This is a genomic window from Bacillus siamensis (assembly GCF_051628075.1).
Classification (GTDB): Bacteria; Bacillota; Bacilli; order Bacillales; family Bacillaceae; genus Bacillus; species Bacillus siamensis.
Genome location: NZ_CP155579.1, coordinates 1,500,264 through 1,515,741, shown reverse-complemented (window position 1 = coordinate 1,515,741; position 15,478 = coordinate 1,500,264). Strand labels below are relative to the sequence as shown.

Here is a 15,478-nt window from a genome sequence, read left to right as displayed (position 1 = left end):
TATCATTCCTGTATGTTTTTCACTTTTTTATCTTTCAGATTCAAACCGTGCTTTTTGGCGATATCCATCAATCGCTGCGGCTGGCTTAAGTCACCCGCCGTTTTTTGGAGATCACCGATCTGCTTATTCTTCTCTGATACTTTCTCCTCCAGTTTTTGCACCTCAATATTGGATTGGTACGCCGCGTATGCCTTTGATACGATAAACATTGAAGTGGAGAGAACGGCAATGGCAAACAGGACGAGCAGCACCTTTTCCCCGAGTGTAATGGAAGCCCTTTTTTTGACAATCACCTTTTTTTCGGGACTTATCACTGGCCGTTGTTGTTTTTCCTGCTGGTAAGCTAAGTTGCTCATAGGCTGATGACCTCCTTTATGTTGTCATTTGCTGCCCGTTATTTTCGTTTCTCCGCAATGCGGAGCTTCGCTGAGCGGGCGCGGTTATTTTCTTCAAGCTCCTCTTTTGATGCCGTAATGGGTTTTCTCGTAATCAGTTTTAATTCCGGTTCAAATTCTTCCGGTATCACAGGAAGACCCGGAGGCAGTTCGGGAAGTGATGATTTTTCCTTGAATGTCGTCTTGCACATTCTGTCTTCCAGTGAGTGAAAAGTGATCACAGATACCCTTCCGCCCGGCTTCAGCATCTCTATCGCCTGCAAGAGAGCCTCTTCAAATACTTGAAGCTCATCGTTTACGGCGATTCGAATGGCCTGAAATACGCGTTTGGCCGGATGACCGCCGCTTCTTCTCGCCGGAGCCGGTATCGCGTCCTTTATTAGATCGACCAGTTGGCCGGTTGTTTGAATAGGCGATTTCTCTCTTGCCTCTTCAATTTTTCTGGCGATTTGCTTGCTGAATTTTTCTTCTCCGTATTTAAAGAAAATCCGCACAAGATCCTCATACCGCCATTCATTTACGACCTCTTTCGCCGTAAGGGCGGCCGACTGGTCCATCCTCATGTCCAGCGGTGCGTCATGATGATAGCTGAATCCCCGTTCCGGTGTATCAAGCTGCGGTGAGGATACTCCTAAATCAAATAAAATTCCGTCGACACTCGTAATGCCGTGTTCGTGTAAACATTCTTTTAAATAACGAAAGTTGCTTTTCACCAAAATGAGCTGTCCTTTGTACTCAGACAATGTTTGCTTTGCGTTTTCAAGCGCCGTGTCATCTTGGTCAAAGGCGATTAAACGCCCTTTTTCCGATAGTTGCTGCAATAAATATGTACTGTGCCCGGCGCCTCCCAGGGTGCAGTCCACATAGGTTCCGTCCGGTTTGATATTTAAACCGTCGACGGTTTCACGTAGAAGTACTGTCTTATGCTGAAACATTTGTGTCGGTCCCACCTTTATCAGGAATGAATTGAATTGTCAGTTGCTGTGATGCACGAAGATCCATTATATATCAAATCCAATCATGTTTTCAGCAATTTCAGCGAATGAATCTTCTTGCTCTTCTGTGTATTGTTCCCAGATTACCTTACTCCACAATTCAATTCGATTGGAAACCCCGATGACAACACATTCTTTTTCCAGTTTTGCGTAATTCAGAAGAGATGACGCAATATTAACCCTTCCCTGCTTGTCCAGTTCGCATTCGGTCGCACCGGAAAAAAAGAAACGGGTAAATGCGCGGGCGTCTTTTTTGGTGAGCGGCAGCGCCTTCAGCTTTTCTTCGATCAGCTTCCATTCATTCATCGGGTAGCCGAAAAGACATTGGTCAAGTCCTCTTGTCAGCACAAACTGCTCACCGAGGCCTTCTCTGAATTTTGCGGGTACGATCATGCGGCCCTTTGCATCAATTGTATGCTGGTATTCACCCATAAACATGATAAGGACCCCCACTTTCTCCCCTAAACTCACCACTATCCGCCACTTCTCTCCACAACCTCATTTTACACTGTTTAAACATAAAAAAAAACCCTGAACTATTCAGGGTTCTTTAAAACTTTATTTCAAAGTTTGACAATCTGATGTTGGTTTTGAAAAGAAAATGGCAGATGTTTGAAGGTTGTGAAGAATTTTGGACCGTAACGGTTCAAATAATACATTACATTCCAGATCCGTTCCTGCGGAGCGCCGAGCGGTCTGATGCTGTTTTGGATTCTTTCATAGTCACGAAGCACAAAACCTTCTTTTTCTTCAATTCTTTTTGTTACCGTCCGTTCTAGAAACAAAAGCTGATCTTGAATGAAGGCGGCATTCTTCTGTAAGAGCGGCTCAAGGCTTGAATCGACTTTAAGCGCTTCGTCCCTTGCTTTTTTATGGGCAGCTTCAATCTGTGACTTCGCCTGTTCCATCACAGAAGAAAACTCTTCAGGAATCTGCTCGTTAAAATAAGTCTCCTTCAGATGTCCCGTGCCGTGTTCGATCGCTTCTTGAAGCGGGATATTCCGTTCTGAAAGCTTCTTTTCAATATGGCGCTCAAGAATCGTAATGTTTAACCTCGGCACTACCGGAGTCATAGAAAAGCCCATTAATGAGAAAGCCTGCTTCAGCTCGCCCCAATAATTGACTTCCCCCGGCCCTGCGATGAACGCAAGAGTCGGGATGAGAAACTCCTGCATCAGCGGCCTTGTCACAACGTTATTGCTGAAACATTCCGGTTTTTCTTCCATATGGGTATGAAGCTCGTCGTCCGTCCACTCGAGGTCAAGCTCTTTAATGACAAAAACGCCATTTTCTTTTTCAATTAAGAAGCGCTCTCCCTCATACTCGTAAAATAAGTTGGCCTGTTCTTTGTCCGATTCAATAATCGGGTGATAACCGGCTTCCCGCATAAGACGCTGCTGATTTGACACTGCTTCGGCAAGTTCATTATTGTGCTTTAAAATCTGCTGAAACATTCCCGTTTCCAGCTTTTTAATTCCGGGATCTCCGGAATTCATCAGAATAAGTCCTTCTTCTTGAAACAAGCCGGCGATTAACAGTTCAAAAAAGTCCGTAAATGTCTCTGATGAGCGTAAACATCGCTTCACATTTTGAAGGAGTGCGTTTGTGTGATCCGTTTCCTCAAAAGAAGCGAACACCTCATCAATCCACGCCGCACATTTTTCCTGATCAAGAGAGGTATTGGCTGCCGATGTTTTTTTCCAGTAAGACTGCGGCAGCTTCTGTTTCACCGGGCCTTTTTTCTCTGTTGACGTATGCACATAATTGATTTCTTCCAGATCGTGATCTTCACCCGCCACCCAGAAAATCGGAACGACAGGAATCCGGAGCGCCTCTTCCTGCTGTCTGGCAAGTACGATAATGGAGATAATCTTATGTATGGTGTAAAGGGGTCCTGTTAAAAGACCGGCCTGCTGTCCGCCTACAACCGCTGCGCTTTTTGGATCTCTCAGTTTTTTGATGGAGGCCTGCATGGCGGCGGAGTTAAATTTTTCGTGATACGAGGATAGGTAATCGGCTAATTCCTCTCTGGCAAACGGCCTTGAAGACAGGTCTTGAAGCCGCTTTTGCCATACATCCTCAGAATGAATATCATAATCAAAAAATGAAGACATGTTTTCTCCATCTATATAGTGCTGCACAAACGTATTTTGACTTTTGATGGAAAGTTCAGTTAGCTGCATCTGTCTGGAACTTCCTTTCTCCAATAAATAGTTAGGTTTCCGAAATGAGTATAGCATGTTACCGGAAAACCTCAAAAGACTTTGTTTCAGTTTCTTTCTAACACTTTTATGCTGCGGTATAAAAACGGGAGATGAACGGCCGGCAATCCCCGACTCTCCGCTTCTTTCACAAGGTAGCCGATAATCGCATCGGCCTCCGTCCGTCTTCCCTCCAAGATATCGACAAGCATGGAAGAATGATTTTTTTCCGTCAGGCTGCAAACTTCGCAAACCCTGTTCCACGCTTCCTCTCTATCCGCGAGGCCAAGTATTGTCTCCGCTTCTTCAAACACGTTTCTCATATATGTTTTGTAAGCGGCATTTGTTAACAGCTCTCCGTTTTTCACGCGCAGCAATGCAGTTAACGGGTTGATGCATACATTTATGATCAATTTTCCCGTTAACAGCTGATACCAGTCGTTTTCATCATATACGGGAAAATCCCGGTGCATGCCGGATAAGATGGTTTTGAGCGTTTCCGGACGGGATGCGCGGAATACACTCCATCTTACGGCTCCGGTCCCAGTATGTTCAACGGCATGATCTGATATCCTTTTTGCCCCGTGCTCAACCGTGCCGGCATAAAGCGAATGATCTGTATGCCAATCTTTGATGTCGTGTATGTGTCCCATGCCGTTTTGCAAAAACAACACATTCGTCCCTTTTATTGTCTCAAGATCCGGCAAAACATCGCTGAGCTGGTGCTGTTTAACAGCTGCGATTAAGAGATCGAATCCGGAAGTGATGCCTGTTTGCGCTCTGCATGACGCCGTACATTCTTTTCCGTCTTTCACCAGGCGTATACCGCCTGAGTTAATCGCATCAGCCTGCTCCGTCCGCCGCGTGATGACCGTTACCTGATGGCGGGACGATAAGTAGTAAGCACATAAAAGGCCCACCGCTCCGCCGCCGATAATTCCGATTTTCACACTGTCACACCCTATATCTGCTTTTTTCCATATTATCATAGCAGAAGCCGCCGCAAATTACTTCAATTTCGTTTTGAACAAAATGACAGACGAACATATTATAGTTGGAATTTTCAATTAAAGCGTTTACAATAATAAGTAGAACACAACAAAGGGGGAGTTTGTGTTGAAAATAGAGCGCCTGCTCATCAACTTTAAGACACTCGAAGAATTTAAAAGGTTTAAAGAATACGGGATGCAGGAGCTGTCCATGCTTGAAGATCTGCAGGATAATATCATTGAAAATGACAGCACCTCGCCTTTTTACGGGATTTACTTCGGGGATAAACTAGTGGCGAGAATGAGTTTATATCAGGTAAGCGGCAGTGCGAATCCGTATTTTGATCAGCGTCAGGACTTTTTGGAACTATGGAAGCTGGAGGTTCTTCCTGGCTATCAAAACAACGGATACGGCAAAGCGCTTGTCGATTTTGCAAAATCCTTCAGAATGCCGATCAGGACGAATTCACGCATGAAATCAGCAGAATTCTGGGATAAGATGAATTTCGAGCCCGTTAAATATGATATGGCGCGCGACAAAGGAGAAAACCCTTACATCTGGCATCCTGATATGGATGGTGAAATGACAGCCGGGGAAACGGCATAATAAAAAACCGGCCGGGACAATGCCCTCAGGCCGGTTGATTTTACAGACTCTGCGCCGATTTTCTTTCATCATCTTTCAAATTGACCATCCTTCTCGCCCTGTCCATAATATCAATTAACGCTTTGTAATCTTCTTCTGTCATCTCCAGCTTGTTTCTCAAGCTTTCGTTTTCCTCACGCAGATCCTCGACTTCTTTTTGCAGCGCGGTCAGCTGTTCTGTGAGTTTTTCTTTTTCATGACGCGCATCCGCTGCGGCTGGCGACTCTTTAAATTGCTGCAGAAACAAAATCACATCATCAATGGACAGCTCTTTTTCTCCTTCCGCCCTGCGGATCGGGGGCTGCTTGACGGTTCCCGGCAGATTGGCGGAATGCACCCCGATTTGCTTTCTTAATTCCTTCCGCTGTTTTTTCGCGAGTTCTATCCCTGACTGATATTGTTTCCTGACATAAGAATTCCATCTGAACCCGCAGGCGGCAGCCGTTCTCGTCAGCGCTCTGCCGACTTCTTCAAAAGCGGAAAGCTGCGTCCCGCCTTCCCGTATGTGCCTGAGCACCACTTCGGCCAGCAGCAAATCTTCATCTTGCGTCCACGCATCTTGTCTCGTAATCGTCAATCGTATCTCCCTCCATATTTGCTCATTTACCTCATACATATGCCGCTGATAGATTAGATAGACTATTGGCGCTCACAATTTTTTCGGCGGCAGCAAGCCGGAGGGAGAAAAAAAGAAAAGCGCAGGAACCGAAATTCCCGCGCTTTTCTTCATACATTAATTGCTTTTTACATTTATGTCTTTGCCGTTGTATGATCCGCATGCTTTACATACACGGTGAGACAATTTCATCTCTCCGCATGACGGGCATTCTGTCATACCAGGTACATTTAGTTTGAAATGTGTACGGCGCAATCTTTTTTTCATTTTAGAAGTTCTTCTAAAAGGTACAGCCATTATTCCCACCTCCTTAAAGAGTTAAGATTCATCATCTTGTGTTAAGAGCTTTTTCAGATCCGCAAGTCTGGGGTCGATCTGATTTTTCTTCTCTTCCTCAGAAATCACTTGCCAATCCTTTCCCACTTGGGGAGCGGCCCCTTCTTTTTGTTCAGTTTCACAAAAGATTTGCATAGGAATTTCTAAAAGAATCTCTTCTTTTACGATCGGAGTCAAGTCGACGGTATCGTCTTCAGCAATATGAACGTCCTCATCTTCTATATCATCCGTCTTATGAAATCTAAACAGTTCTTTTGTCGCGATTGTAAATGGATACGGCACATCAACTAAAGTTCTTGAGCACGGCAAAACCATTTCGCCTGAAATCGTAAAGTCAAACGAAACCTGCTTGGATTCAATCTCCGCGCGGCCCTTCACCCGGACGGGAGAAATGCGGCGGATGTCAGAATTCAATTTTGTCAGCTCATTCAACTCAACTGTTTCATCAAATTCAAAGCTCTTTTTCGCCATTTGATGAAGCTGATAAATCGTCCATTTCATTTGTATCACCTCAGGAAAGCAACAAACATGATTATAGCTTTTCAGAATGTTTTTGTCAATATTTTTTCTTTACAGCATAATGCCGCCGTCATGCAATCGTTGACAGCCGGATAGGCTAATCATACACTAAACGAAACGGACGAAAATATGCACTTCATTTGCAAATGTACCATACGAAGCAAAACATAGCAAGAAAGGCGGAACAAATATGAAAGCAGTCGGCCTCGTTGTTGAATATAATCCCTTTCATAACGGACACCGCTATCATGCGGAACAAGCAAAAATCAAGACGGACAGCAGCGTCGCGGCGGCGGTGATGAGCGGCCCTTTTTTGCAGCGCGGGGAACCGGCCGCCGTCTCAAAGTGGGCCCGGACAAAAATGGCGCTGGAAAACGGCGTGGATATCGTCATTGAGCTCCCTTATATGTATGCCGTACAAAAAGCGGAATTATTCGCGCGCGGCAGTGTTTCACTTCTTCACCAATTAGGATGCAGCAGCTTATTTTTCGGCAGTGAGAACGGACGGATTGACCCCTTTATTGAAGCCGCTGAAGTGTTCAGCCGAAAGGAATCTGACTGCATCCAGATTCTGAAAGAGGAGCTGAAAAAGGGGCTCAGCTATCCGGCCGCCGCCTCAAAAGCTTTTTCACACATTTTCAAAGGACAGGACATGCTTGATTTGTCTAAGCCGAATAATATTCTCGGTTTTCACTACGTCAAAGCGATACACGCCTCCGGTTCCGCCATGAAACCTTATACGACAGCCAGGATCGCTTCCGGATATCATGACGCCGAGCTTCCCGGGGATGACAGCCGGATAGCCAGCGCCACAAGCATCAGAAAAGCGCTGATCGAAAAAGGAACGGCGGCCGCAAAGAGCTTTCTCCCGGAAGCGTCTGTGCGCGAGCTGGACGCATACAGAAACTCATACGGATTATGGCACAGCACGGAAGACTATTTTTCATATGTAAAATACAGCCTCAGCACTCTGTCCGCTGAAGAATTGAGCCAAATCTATGAAGTGGAAGAAGGCCTTGAGCACAGAATTATGCGCACCATCAGACAAGCCCGCTCCTACCAGGAAATGATGGAACTATTGAAAACAAAACGATACACGTGGACGAGGCTGCAGCGGATGAATACGCACATTCTGACACGGACGAAAAAAGAAGACATGCACCGGCTTTTAAAGCCTGCAAGCGCACCTTATATCCGTCTTCTCGGAATGACGAAAAAAGGACAGGCATACCTGTCGGCAAAGAAAAAAGAGCTTACCGCGCCGCTCGTCAGCAAGCTCTCCTCTTTCTCCCATCCCGCTCTGGATCTGGACATATCGGCGGGACGGGTTTACAGCCTGCCGATAAAAGAACCTGAACGCACATGGTTTGAGAAACAGGAATTTTCACAAGCGCCGATCCGCTATGATGAAGACGAAAAACATTTTTTGAATGCGTAAAAAAAGCACCTGACTGTATCAGGTGCTTTTTACTTTCAGCTTATCCAAATAATCAAGTGCGTCCTGCATGGTGTCGACCGGAACGATCTTCATATCGGACTTGATAGCTTTTGCCGTTTTTACCGCATTTTTATAATCAGAGTTTTCAGCACCGTTTTGGTTCGGCGCAAAGAAAATATCTTTCCCCGCTTTGTCTGCGGCGACGACTTTCTGATCGATTCCGCCAATCGGCCCGACTTTGCCGTCAACGTCGATTGTTCCCGTTCCAGCTATATTATAGCCTTTTGTTTCGTCAGGTTTTGTCAGCTGGTTGTAAATTTCTAAAGACATCATGAGACCCGCAGAAGGCCCGCCGATGTTTTCAATGCTGAAATGAAGATCGGGCTTCACTTTCACGTTCCGGTCCGTATATAACGCGACACCGATTCCCGCTCTTTTCGGGTCGTCCGGGAATGATTTCAGCCCAATGTCAACGGTCTTTTCTTTCGTGTCCCGTTCAATGTGAAACGTGACTTTTTCCCCCGCTTTTTTGCTGCTGATATAATCAATCAGCTTTTCAGCGGATTCGTATTTCTTCCCGTCCGCGCTGATGATTTTATCACCGACTTCTATTTTTCCTTTTGCCGGCATGCCGGAGACGACTGAGCTGGCGTAAATGCCGTTAAATGAGTATTTTACCTGTTTTCCGGCTTTTTGATAAGCGGCAATGACCGCGTTTTCTTGAGAGCTTTTCATCATCTGCAGCTGGCGCTTCATATAGTCTGAATCTGTTTCGCCCTCTTCTTTTATGCTTTCATCCGGGACGATTTCATCGTAAGGATGCACTTTCGCCCAAAGATATGTATACGGATTGGCTGGGCCTACTTTGACAGTCATCAAGGAAAGGCTTCCTTTTTCAGGATAGCCTCCGTCCACCTTAATCAGCGGCCTCAGCTCTGATGCTTCTCCCGGCTGTGTGATGTAATACGGAAGCTTAATAAATGTAACAGCGATTAATAAGATCAGGATGATAAACACCCAGCGAAAATGTTTTGCTTTCATATGAGTTAGCCCTCCCAGTTCTCTATTTCTTGTTTAATCCGGCCGATCATCCGGTCTGCGGCTTCTTCGCCTGCTGTGATCATATGATCAATGTTGGCAAAAGAGCTTGAACTGAATGATTCAAGAGAAGGGCGGATCATGACGTCTGCGGCAATGGTCTGGTGACGGACCAATTCATTTTGCAGTATATCCATACTTTGCATGATTACATCAAAAATATGTGCCGCTTTTTCCGTTTTTTTCACCCGCGATACGTCGGAGGCGATGACGATATCAGCGCCCATATCTTTTACCGCGGAAACCGGGATTCTGTCGACTACCGCGCCGTCCACTAACATGCGCCCGTTCATTTTTTGCGGGACGAAAACGCCCGGTATGCTGATGCTCGCGCGGACGGCTTCGGATACGGAGCCTTTTGTAAAAACGAGTTTTTCTCCGGTCTGGAGGTCGCATGCCACAATGCCGAGCGGGATCCGCAGTTCTTCTATCGGCTTGCCGTACGTATACGCATGTACGAGCTGCCTGATGCGGTCCCCTTTTAAAAATCCGAGACGCGGCATCGTATAATCCGCATACAGCCGCCGCTTAAATGCTTTGGCGACTTTTTTCATCGTGGCCACGTCATGCCCGGCCGCATAAAAGCTTCCGACTAACGCTCCCATGCTGCTGCCGGCAATCATATCAATTGGAATCTGGTGCTTATGTAAACTGGATAACACTCCGAGGTGGGCAATGCCTCTTGCCCCTCCCGAACCTAACGCTAACCCGATTGTAGGTTTGGCCAACGCGACGAACCCCCTATAGACATCCTATACATGAATTCTATGGTCTAAATTGAACCCCTATGCTCGTATATTAGTACAGGATGACAAATAGGTACTTGCCCGGCCGTCCTTAAGGTCTGTTCTATATTTTATCATGATATAAATGTCAGTGTGCAATTTTAGCATCGGGGAGGTAAGAATGAACTTGTCTAAGTTTCATACATTTTTGATTTCATTGTTTTTTATTTTTTTGACGGCGACGGTTATTTCACACCCGCAGGCCTCATTCGAAGCCTCCAAAACCGGACTTTCCATGTGGTGGGAGGTAGTTTTTCCTTCGCTGCTTCCGTTTTTTATTTTATCTGAGCTTTTAATCGGATTCGGTATTGTCAGGTTTGTCGGCCTTTTACTCGAACCCTTTATGCGCCCCATTTTCAGAGTGCCTGGGGTCGGCGGATTTGTACTGGCTATGGGGATGGCTTCAGGAAATCCGGCCGGCGCGAAACTGACTGCACGGCTGCGCCAGGAGAAACAGATCTCCAGAGTGGAGGCTGAACGACTCGTCTCTTTTACCAATTCATCCAATCCGTTATTTATATTCGCGGCTGTGGCGGTCGGCTTTTTTCATAACGCCTCTCTCGGCATTCTTTTAGCATCGGCTCACTATCTCGGAAACATCGCCGTCGGCCTGACGATGCGTTCATACGGACGGAAAGAAGAAGCGTCGTATACCGGGAAAAAGACGCTCTCTCTTCCTTCACTGAAAGAAGCATTTCTGGCGCTGCACAAAGCCCGGCTTTCGGAAAAGCGGCCGCTCGGAAAAATTTTAAGCGACGCCGTCACGTCTTCTGTACAAACCTTGCTGATGGTGGGCGGTTTTATTATATTGTTTTCGGTTTTCAGCCGGTTATTATCAATCGTACAAGTCATGGATGTGCTTTCTGTATTTACAAACGCGCTTCTTTCGCTCTTCCATCTTCCCGTAAGTCTGGACATTCCTCTTATCAGCGGAATGTTTGAGATTACGCTTGGGAGCAAGCTGGTCAGTGAAGCGGATGCCGCCTTGCTGCCGAAAGCGATGATTGTGAGTTTTATTCTCGGTTTCAGCGGCCTTTCCGTACAGGCCCAAGTGGCCGGCATTTTATCGGAAACAGACATCCGCTTTAAACCGTTTTTCGCAGCGCGTATCCTTCAAGGCATTTATGCCGCCCTTTTTATTCTTTTACTGTGGAAGCCGCTTTATCTTGCATTGGACGAACCTTACCAGTCCGTATTCCTTCCGCTCCGCGATCAGGGCGCGGCCTCGGCTGCCGTCAGCGGATGGAACACACTTGTTGAAGCCGGCCCCGCCGTAACCCTGGCTGCCCTCGCCGTATACGCACTGATTTATTGTTACAGGCTGTCAGCACGGATAAAAAAAGGATGAGACGCCATACGCGCTTCTCATCCTTTAAATTTCTGCTGCAGCGCCTGTTCGACTTCCGGAGGAACAAACTCTGAAACAGGCCCGTTATATTTTGCGACCTCTTTTACAATGCTTGAACTTAAAAAAGAGTACTGATTGTTCGTCATCATAAAAAAGGTTTCTATTGACTCGTCAAGCACGCGGTTGACAGAGGTTCCCTGCATCTCATATTCGAAGTCAGAAACAGCTCTGAGTCCCCTGATAATCGCATTCGCCTGCTTTTTTTTGGCGTAGTCGATCAACAGTCCCCCTGACGTCTCGACCGTAATATTCGGTATGTCTTTTGTCACTTCCCGCAATAGCTCACAGCGTTCTTCGACTGTAAACAGCGGCTGCTTGGAAGAATTATTAAGCACGCATACGTACACATGCTCAAACACGTTTGCTCCCCGCCTGATAATGTCCATGTGTCCGTAGGTGACGGGATCAAAACTTCCGGGACATACAGCTATACTTGCCACATCATTACCCCCTATTTCGGTATATCGTCACTCCTGTAAGCCCGTAAATTTCCCTTCTTGTTACAGTAAGCGCGCCGACGGCTTCAGGAAGCGCAACCGCTTTATCATGCTCGGCTACGACAAAACCGCCTTCATTCAGCATGTTCTCTTCATCAATCATTTCGATAAGCGCTTTCAGCTTTTGTTCCTTATACGGGGGATCTAAAAAAATTCCGTCAAAACCTTTTTCACGTTTCGCCGCGGCATAGAGGGCCCGCTCTGCATCATTGCGGTATACTTCCGCTGAAGACAGCAGATCCAGCGCTTTTATATTCGCTTTTACCGTTTGGATGGCTTTGAAATCCCGATCCACAAAGATACAGCGGTCAAATCCGCGCGACAGCGCTTCAATTCCGAGACCGCCGCTCCCCGCAAACAAATCCAGCCCCGTTCCTCCGTCAAAATACGGGCCGATCATATTAAAAATAGACTCTTTTACTTTATCCGTCGTCGGCCTTGTTGATGTGCCCGGCACAGCCTTTAAGGCTCGTCCTTTTCTTGAACCGGAAATTACTCTCATTTTTCACACCACTTTTTCTGAAAACTTTGATGTTTCGCATCGGCTGAGCCGTTATGTACAAAAACAATCCCTATCTTATCATAAAGCATTCTTTCAAACAATGAGCGTGAAATCATGTATACATGCTCACATTCTTGTCAAAACTACGTGTAACAGCATCAATAAATGATGTTGTTGCCAACCGCGGAGAAGACTTACGTTTCCCCATAAGTTCTTCCTCCGGTTTCTCCTCTCCCTTTGCCTTCTCCTTAACTTGTTAAGGAATAGAAGGACCCCGCAGGTTTCTGCGGGGATTTTTTTATATGCCGATCTTATAATCGTACTCTTTCGCTTTATCAAGCTTTGATTCAAATTCCAGCTTTAAAAAGGGCTTATATGAAGGCTCTACTTTCTTCACATATGAATAAGAAGAAATCTTTTCCATCGTTTTTTCGATTTGGCCCATATCGCAATACAGCACTGCGTATTTCAGCCGCTTGGAAACATAATGAACGTTGCCGAATTTTCTCAGCATTTTACTGTGTTTTAAAGAATGCAGATATACGATTATGCCTTGGCGCTTGCTTTCCATCATGATCACCCGCCTGACTCTCTGTTCATTTTATGTAAAAGACGAGACGGCCGTCTCGTCAGGAAACTTTGCATCCGCAGCCGCCGCCGGAACCGCAGCCGCCGCCGCAGGATGACAGGCCGTCAAAATAAGGATTCCCCGTCGGAACTTTTACATGCTCCGAAACGGCCGTGCCGAGTTCGATGCTGATCTCGTCAAGCAGCGACTGAAGCTCAGTCTCCGCTTTTTTAAATTCGGCCACCTTATCATTTAAATCCAGCTCCCGCTTCAACTCTCTCATTTTGCGGGAAATTTCTCTATAATCAGGATGGTATTTGCCAAAGCGCTGCACATCCTCATACTGCTCTTTAATGCTCAAAAAAGAACGAATAATCCGCCCTGCCTCTTCATCTTCATGGAGACGCTTGTAACAATCGCGGTAATTTTCAGCCGTCTCAGACTGCAGAATCATGCCGGCAAGCTGCTCCGCTTCACTTTGAAGCCGGACGGACTCAATTGTTGCATACATTAATACGCACCTCCAGTTGTTAGTTTACCACGAAACCTGCCAATTGGAAAATGCGGCGTTTAAATGCTTTTTAATCCTGCGAACGCATGGCGTGAACCATCTGCATCATCATCTGCGCCATCTGAATCCCGTTTGAAAATTGGCTTACCCGGTGCGGTATCGTTTTTTCATAAAAATTCATCATGTCCAGCTGAAATGAATTGAGATCGTCCGGCTTTCTCGCGAGTCTTCGGTACCAGACGGGGCGCTGCCGTATAAACCGTTTCCGTTCCTCATCTGCAGATATGAATTCCTGAACCTCTTTTCGCATACACGATCCCCTTCTTTAATCCTTCCTGAACGAAAAAGGATGTTGTCCGGAGCCTTGCCGGGGCTGCTTTGTATCGCTGCTCGAAAATTGGCTTAAAAGGCTTTGCAATGATGAAATAGACTGGCTCATTTTATTGATCTGCTCATTCATTTGGTTGATATCCATCTTTTTGACGGCAGTGACCATTTTTGAAACGAAATCGTTCTTTTCAGCTGGTTCCTGTTTGGTTTCCGCTTCAGAAGCAGACTGGACGGCCTCGTCTTTAAATGGGTCCCACATCGAATCGTCCTCGCCGAGGAGAACCCAATTTTCATAGACTTCCTGCCAGCTTCTTTGTTCCTTGCGAACATTTTGAATCAGTTTGGGATGCTTTTTTACGAATTGTTTAAAATCATCGATTGATTGCCGTGATTGCTGATTCGCCACAATTCTCACCCCCTCCGAAAAGTTTTGCCTGCTATAATGTATCGGTTCAGGCGCCTTAATGTTCGCCTAAATTGCGAAAAAAAGCAGGTATATGCAAAAATTATTTTTCCCGGCAGGAGCCCGCTCGCGAAAAAACATAAAAAAACCGCGGGGGCTGCGCCCCTCTGCGGTTTTTACTGCCAAGGCTTAATGAAGTTTTGCGTATAATATTTCCGGTCCACGCCGACCCCGAGGTGGGTGTAATCAGGACTTAACAGCGCTTTTCTGTGTCCTTCACTGTTCAGCCAGCCCTCCACTGCCGCCGGACCGTCCACATAGTTGTAGGCAATATTTTCACCGGCCTCCCGGTATTTCACATCACCTTTTTCCAAGCGGTCCTTCAAAGTCCCGTATTTCTTTGAGACATGGGAGAAATACTTGTTGTCCTTCATGTCCTGGCTGTGGCCGAATGCCACTTTTGCAGCGCCTTCGTCCCATTTCAGCCTTGTAAGTCCGTGTTTCACGCGGATGACATTTGTAATATCGAGAATCTGCTGTTCGCTCGCCCGTTCAATGCTGTCCCATTTTTTATCGGAAACAGGCTCGGGTTCTGTCAGTCTTCCTCTGTACATGACCTCGTACGGCCTTTGTTTTACTAACGTCTCCGCATCAAATGCCCTGATGCTTGACAGATTCCCGTCAAATTTGTCCATGTACAGCTGAACATACATACCGCCGATCTTGACAGTTGGACGGGTATTGATATCTTCTTCAGAAAACTCAAACCGGTACGTGTTACCCTTATCCGTCACATTGACAAACGGAGCAACCTGCGTCGTTTTAAAGACTTCGCCCGTCGATTCGCCGATCTTAAACGGTTTTGCGTTGATGCCGCTTCCTGAAGCGTATAAAGTCACGGCTTTATCATTCAGAATACCGACTTGTACATATTGGTCTTTCCCCTGGTTGTACACCCACCATTCATAATCATAGGCAGAAGGATCTTTCCGGGACGGTTCCCCGAGTTTCTTTTTCACATCGGCAGCAGATTTCCCCATGAGAGAAAGCAGTCCGGATGACGGTATTTTCAGTCGTTTTCCGCTCGCCTCCTCATTGGAAACCTGAGGCTCCTCCTGATTCGTTTTTTTCTGAGGAGCCGATCCATATTGTATAAACAGAACATACGCTCCGTAAATAAGCAAAAGGATAACGAGAGCCCTGGCGATATTTTTCAACCTCTCACCCCCATGAAATCAAAC

General features: G+C 46.3%; 20 protein-coding genes. 3 read left to right on the top strand and 17 right to left on the bottom strand.

Annotated features, from left to right (window positions below):
* Nucleotides 1-2: 2 nt before the first annotated feature.
* From ftsL to ABDB98_RS07790, 5 genes are all read right to left on the bottom strand, one after another.
* A complete protein-coding gene (gene ftsL / locus ABDB98_RS07810; protein ID WP_016936212.1) occupies nucleotides 3-356 on the bottom strand; it encodes a cell division protein FtsL in 354 nt (117 codons plus the stop codon).
* Between the two features lie 38 nt (nucleotides 357-394).
* Nucleotides 395-1,330, bottom strand: coding sequence for a 16S rRNA (cytosine(1402)-N(4))-methyltransferase RsmH (rsmH, locus tag ABDB98_RS07805; protein ID WP_016936213.1), 936 nt, complete (start codon nucleotides 1,328-1,330; stop codon nucleotides 395-397).
* A 66-nt stretch (nucleotides 1,331-1,396) separates the two neighbouring features.
* Nucleotides 1,397-1,828, bottom strand: coding sequence for a division/cell wall cluster transcriptional repressor MraZ (mraZ, locus tag ABDB98_RS07800; protein WP_013352164.1), 432 nt, complete (start codon nucleotides 1,826-1,828; stop codon nucleotides 1,397-1,399).
* Between the two features lie 125 nt (nucleotides 1,829-1,953).
* Nucleotides 1,954-3,573, bottom strand: coding sequence for a bacillithiol biosynthesis cysteine-adding enzyme BshC (bshC, locus tag ABDB98_RS07795; RefSeq protein ID WP_438421873.1), 1,620 nt, complete (start codon nucleotides 3,571-3,573; stop codon nucleotides 1,954-1,956).
* 86 nt (nucleotides 3,574-3,659) lie between these two features.
* Nucleotides 3,660-4,541, bottom strand: coding sequence for a 2-dehydropantoate 2-reductase (locus ABDB98_RS07790; RefSeq protein ID WP_438421872.1), 882 nt, complete (start codon nucleotides 4,539-4,541; stop codon nucleotides 3,660-3,662).
* A 163-nt stretch (nucleotides 4,542-4,704) separates the two neighbouring features.
* Here ABDB98_RS07790 and ABDB98_RS07785 point away from each other — a divergent pair, with 163 nt between their 5' ends.
* Nucleotides 4,705-5,187, top strand: a complete 483-nt coding sequence (locus ABDB98_RS07785) for an N-acetyltransferase (protein WP_060962853.1) — start codon at nucleotides 4,705-4,707, stop codon at nucleotides 5,185-5,187.
* 40 nt (nucleotides 5,188-5,227) lie between these two features.
* Here the strand turns inward: ABDB98_RS07785 and gerR are convergent, their stop codons facing one another.
* The 3 genes from gerR to ABDB98_RS07770 all read right to left on the bottom strand — a co-directional run bounded on the left by gerR (nucleotide 5,228) and on the right by ABDB98_RS07770 (nucleotide 6,679).
* Entirely contained in the window at nucleotides 5,228-5,803 is a 576-nt protein-coding gene (gerR, locus tag ABDB98_RS07780; protein ID WP_095240755.1) for a sporulation-specific transcriptional regulator GerR, read from the bottom strand.
* Nucleotides 5,804-5,959: 156 nt separating this feature from the next.
* Entirely contained in the window at nucleotides 5,960-6,139 is a 180-nt protein-coding gene (gene rpmF / locus ABDB98_RS07775) for a 50S ribosomal protein L32 (protein WP_003154457.1), read from the bottom strand.
* A gap of 21 nt (nucleotides 6,140-6,160) precedes the next feature.
* Nucleotides 6,161-6,679, bottom strand: coding sequence for a YceD family protein (locus ABDB98_RS07770; protein ID WP_016936218.1), 519 nt, complete (start codon nucleotides 6,677-6,679; stop codon nucleotides 6,161-6,163).
* A 208-nt stretch (nucleotides 6,680-6,887) separates the two neighbouring features.
* Between ABDB98_RS07770 and ABDB98_RS07765 the strand changes: the two genes are divergently transcribed.
* Nucleotides 6,888-8,135 carry a nucleotidyltransferase gene (locus ABDB98_RS07765; RefSeq protein WP_438421870.1) on the top strand — a complete coding sequence of 416 codons (1,248 nt, stop codon included), beginning with the start codon at nucleotides 6,888-6,890 and terminating at the stop codon, nucleotides 8,133-8,135.
* A gap of 18 nt (nucleotides 8,136-8,153) precedes the next feature.
* On the opposite strand, the gene ABDB98_RS07760 is transcribed toward ABDB98_RS07765, so the two are convergent.
* A complete protein-coding gene (locus ABDB98_RS07760; RefSeq protein WP_060962855.1) occupies nucleotides 8,154-9,176 on the bottom strand; it encodes a SepM family pheromone-processing serine protease in 1,023 nt (340 codons plus the stop codon).
* A 5-nt stretch (nucleotides 9,177-9,181) separates the two neighbouring features.
* Nucleotides 9,182-9,961, bottom strand: a complete 780-nt coding sequence (locus tag ABDB98_RS07755) for a patatin family protein (RefSeq protein ID WP_014304961.1) — start codon at nucleotides 9,959-9,961, stop codon at nucleotides 9,182-9,184.
* Nucleotides 9,962-10,139: 178 nt separating this feature from the next.
* Here ABDB98_RS07755 and ylbJ point away from each other — a divergent pair, with 178 nt between their 5' ends.
* Complete coding sequence (gene ylbJ, locus ABDB98_RS07750) at nucleotides 10,140-11,366, top strand: sporulation integral membrane protein YlbJ (RefSeq protein WP_438421869.1); 1,227 nt, start codon at nucleotides 10,140-10,142, stop codon at nucleotides 11,364-11,366.
* A 17-nt stretch (nucleotides 11,367-11,383) separates the two neighbouring features.
* On the opposite strand, the gene coaD is transcribed toward ylbJ, so the two are convergent.
* The 7 genes from coaD to ABDB98_RS07715 form a co-directional block, all read right to left on the bottom strand.
* Nucleotides 11,384-11,866 (bottom strand): pantetheine-phosphate adenylyltransferase, encoded by a 483-nt coding sequence (gene coaD / locus ABDB98_RS07745; RefSeq protein WP_016936222.1) that lies wholly within the window; start codon nucleotides 11,864-11,866, stop codon nucleotides 11,384-11,386.
* A gap of 4 nt (nucleotides 11,867-11,870) precedes the next feature.
* On the bottom strand, nucleotides 11,871-12,425 hold the full coding sequence (rsmD, locus tag ABDB98_RS07740; protein ID WP_045927180.1) for a 16S rRNA (guanine(966)-N(2))-methyltransferase RsmD: 555 nt from the start codon (nucleotides 12,423-12,425) through the stop codon (nucleotides 11,871-11,873).
* A 298-nt stretch (nucleotides 12,426-12,723) separates the two neighbouring features.
* On the bottom strand, nucleotides 12,724-12,996 hold the full coding sequence (locus ABDB98_RS07735; RefSeq protein WP_016936225.1) for a YlbG family protein: 273 nt from the start codon (nucleotides 12,994-12,996) through the stop codon (nucleotides 12,724-12,726).
* 58 nt (nucleotides 12,997-13,054) lie between these two features.
* Nucleotides 13,055-13,504, bottom strand: a complete 450-nt coding sequence (locus ABDB98_RS07730) for a YlbF family regulator (RefSeq protein ID WP_016936226.1) — start codon at nucleotides 13,502-13,504, stop codon at nucleotides 13,055-13,057.
* A 70-nt stretch (nucleotides 13,505-13,574) separates the two neighbouring features.
* Entirely contained in the window at nucleotides 13,575-13,814 is a 240-nt protein-coding gene (locus ABDB98_RS07725) for a YlbE-like family protein (RefSeq protein ID WP_003154475.1), read from the bottom strand.
* A gap of 15 nt (nucleotides 13,815-13,829) precedes the next feature.
* Nucleotides 13,830-14,240, bottom strand: a complete 411-nt coding sequence (locus tag ABDB98_RS07720) for a YlbD family protein (RefSeq protein ID WP_047475165.1) — start codon at nucleotides 14,238-14,240, stop codon at nucleotides 13,830-13,832.
* A 173-nt stretch (nucleotides 14,241-14,413) separates the two neighbouring features.
* Entirely contained in the window at nucleotides 14,414-15,454 is a 1,041-nt protein-coding gene (locus tag ABDB98_RS07715) for a CAP domain-containing protein (RefSeq protein WP_438421867.1), read from the bottom strand.
* Between the last annotated feature and the right edge of the window lie 24 nt (nucleotides 15,455-15,478).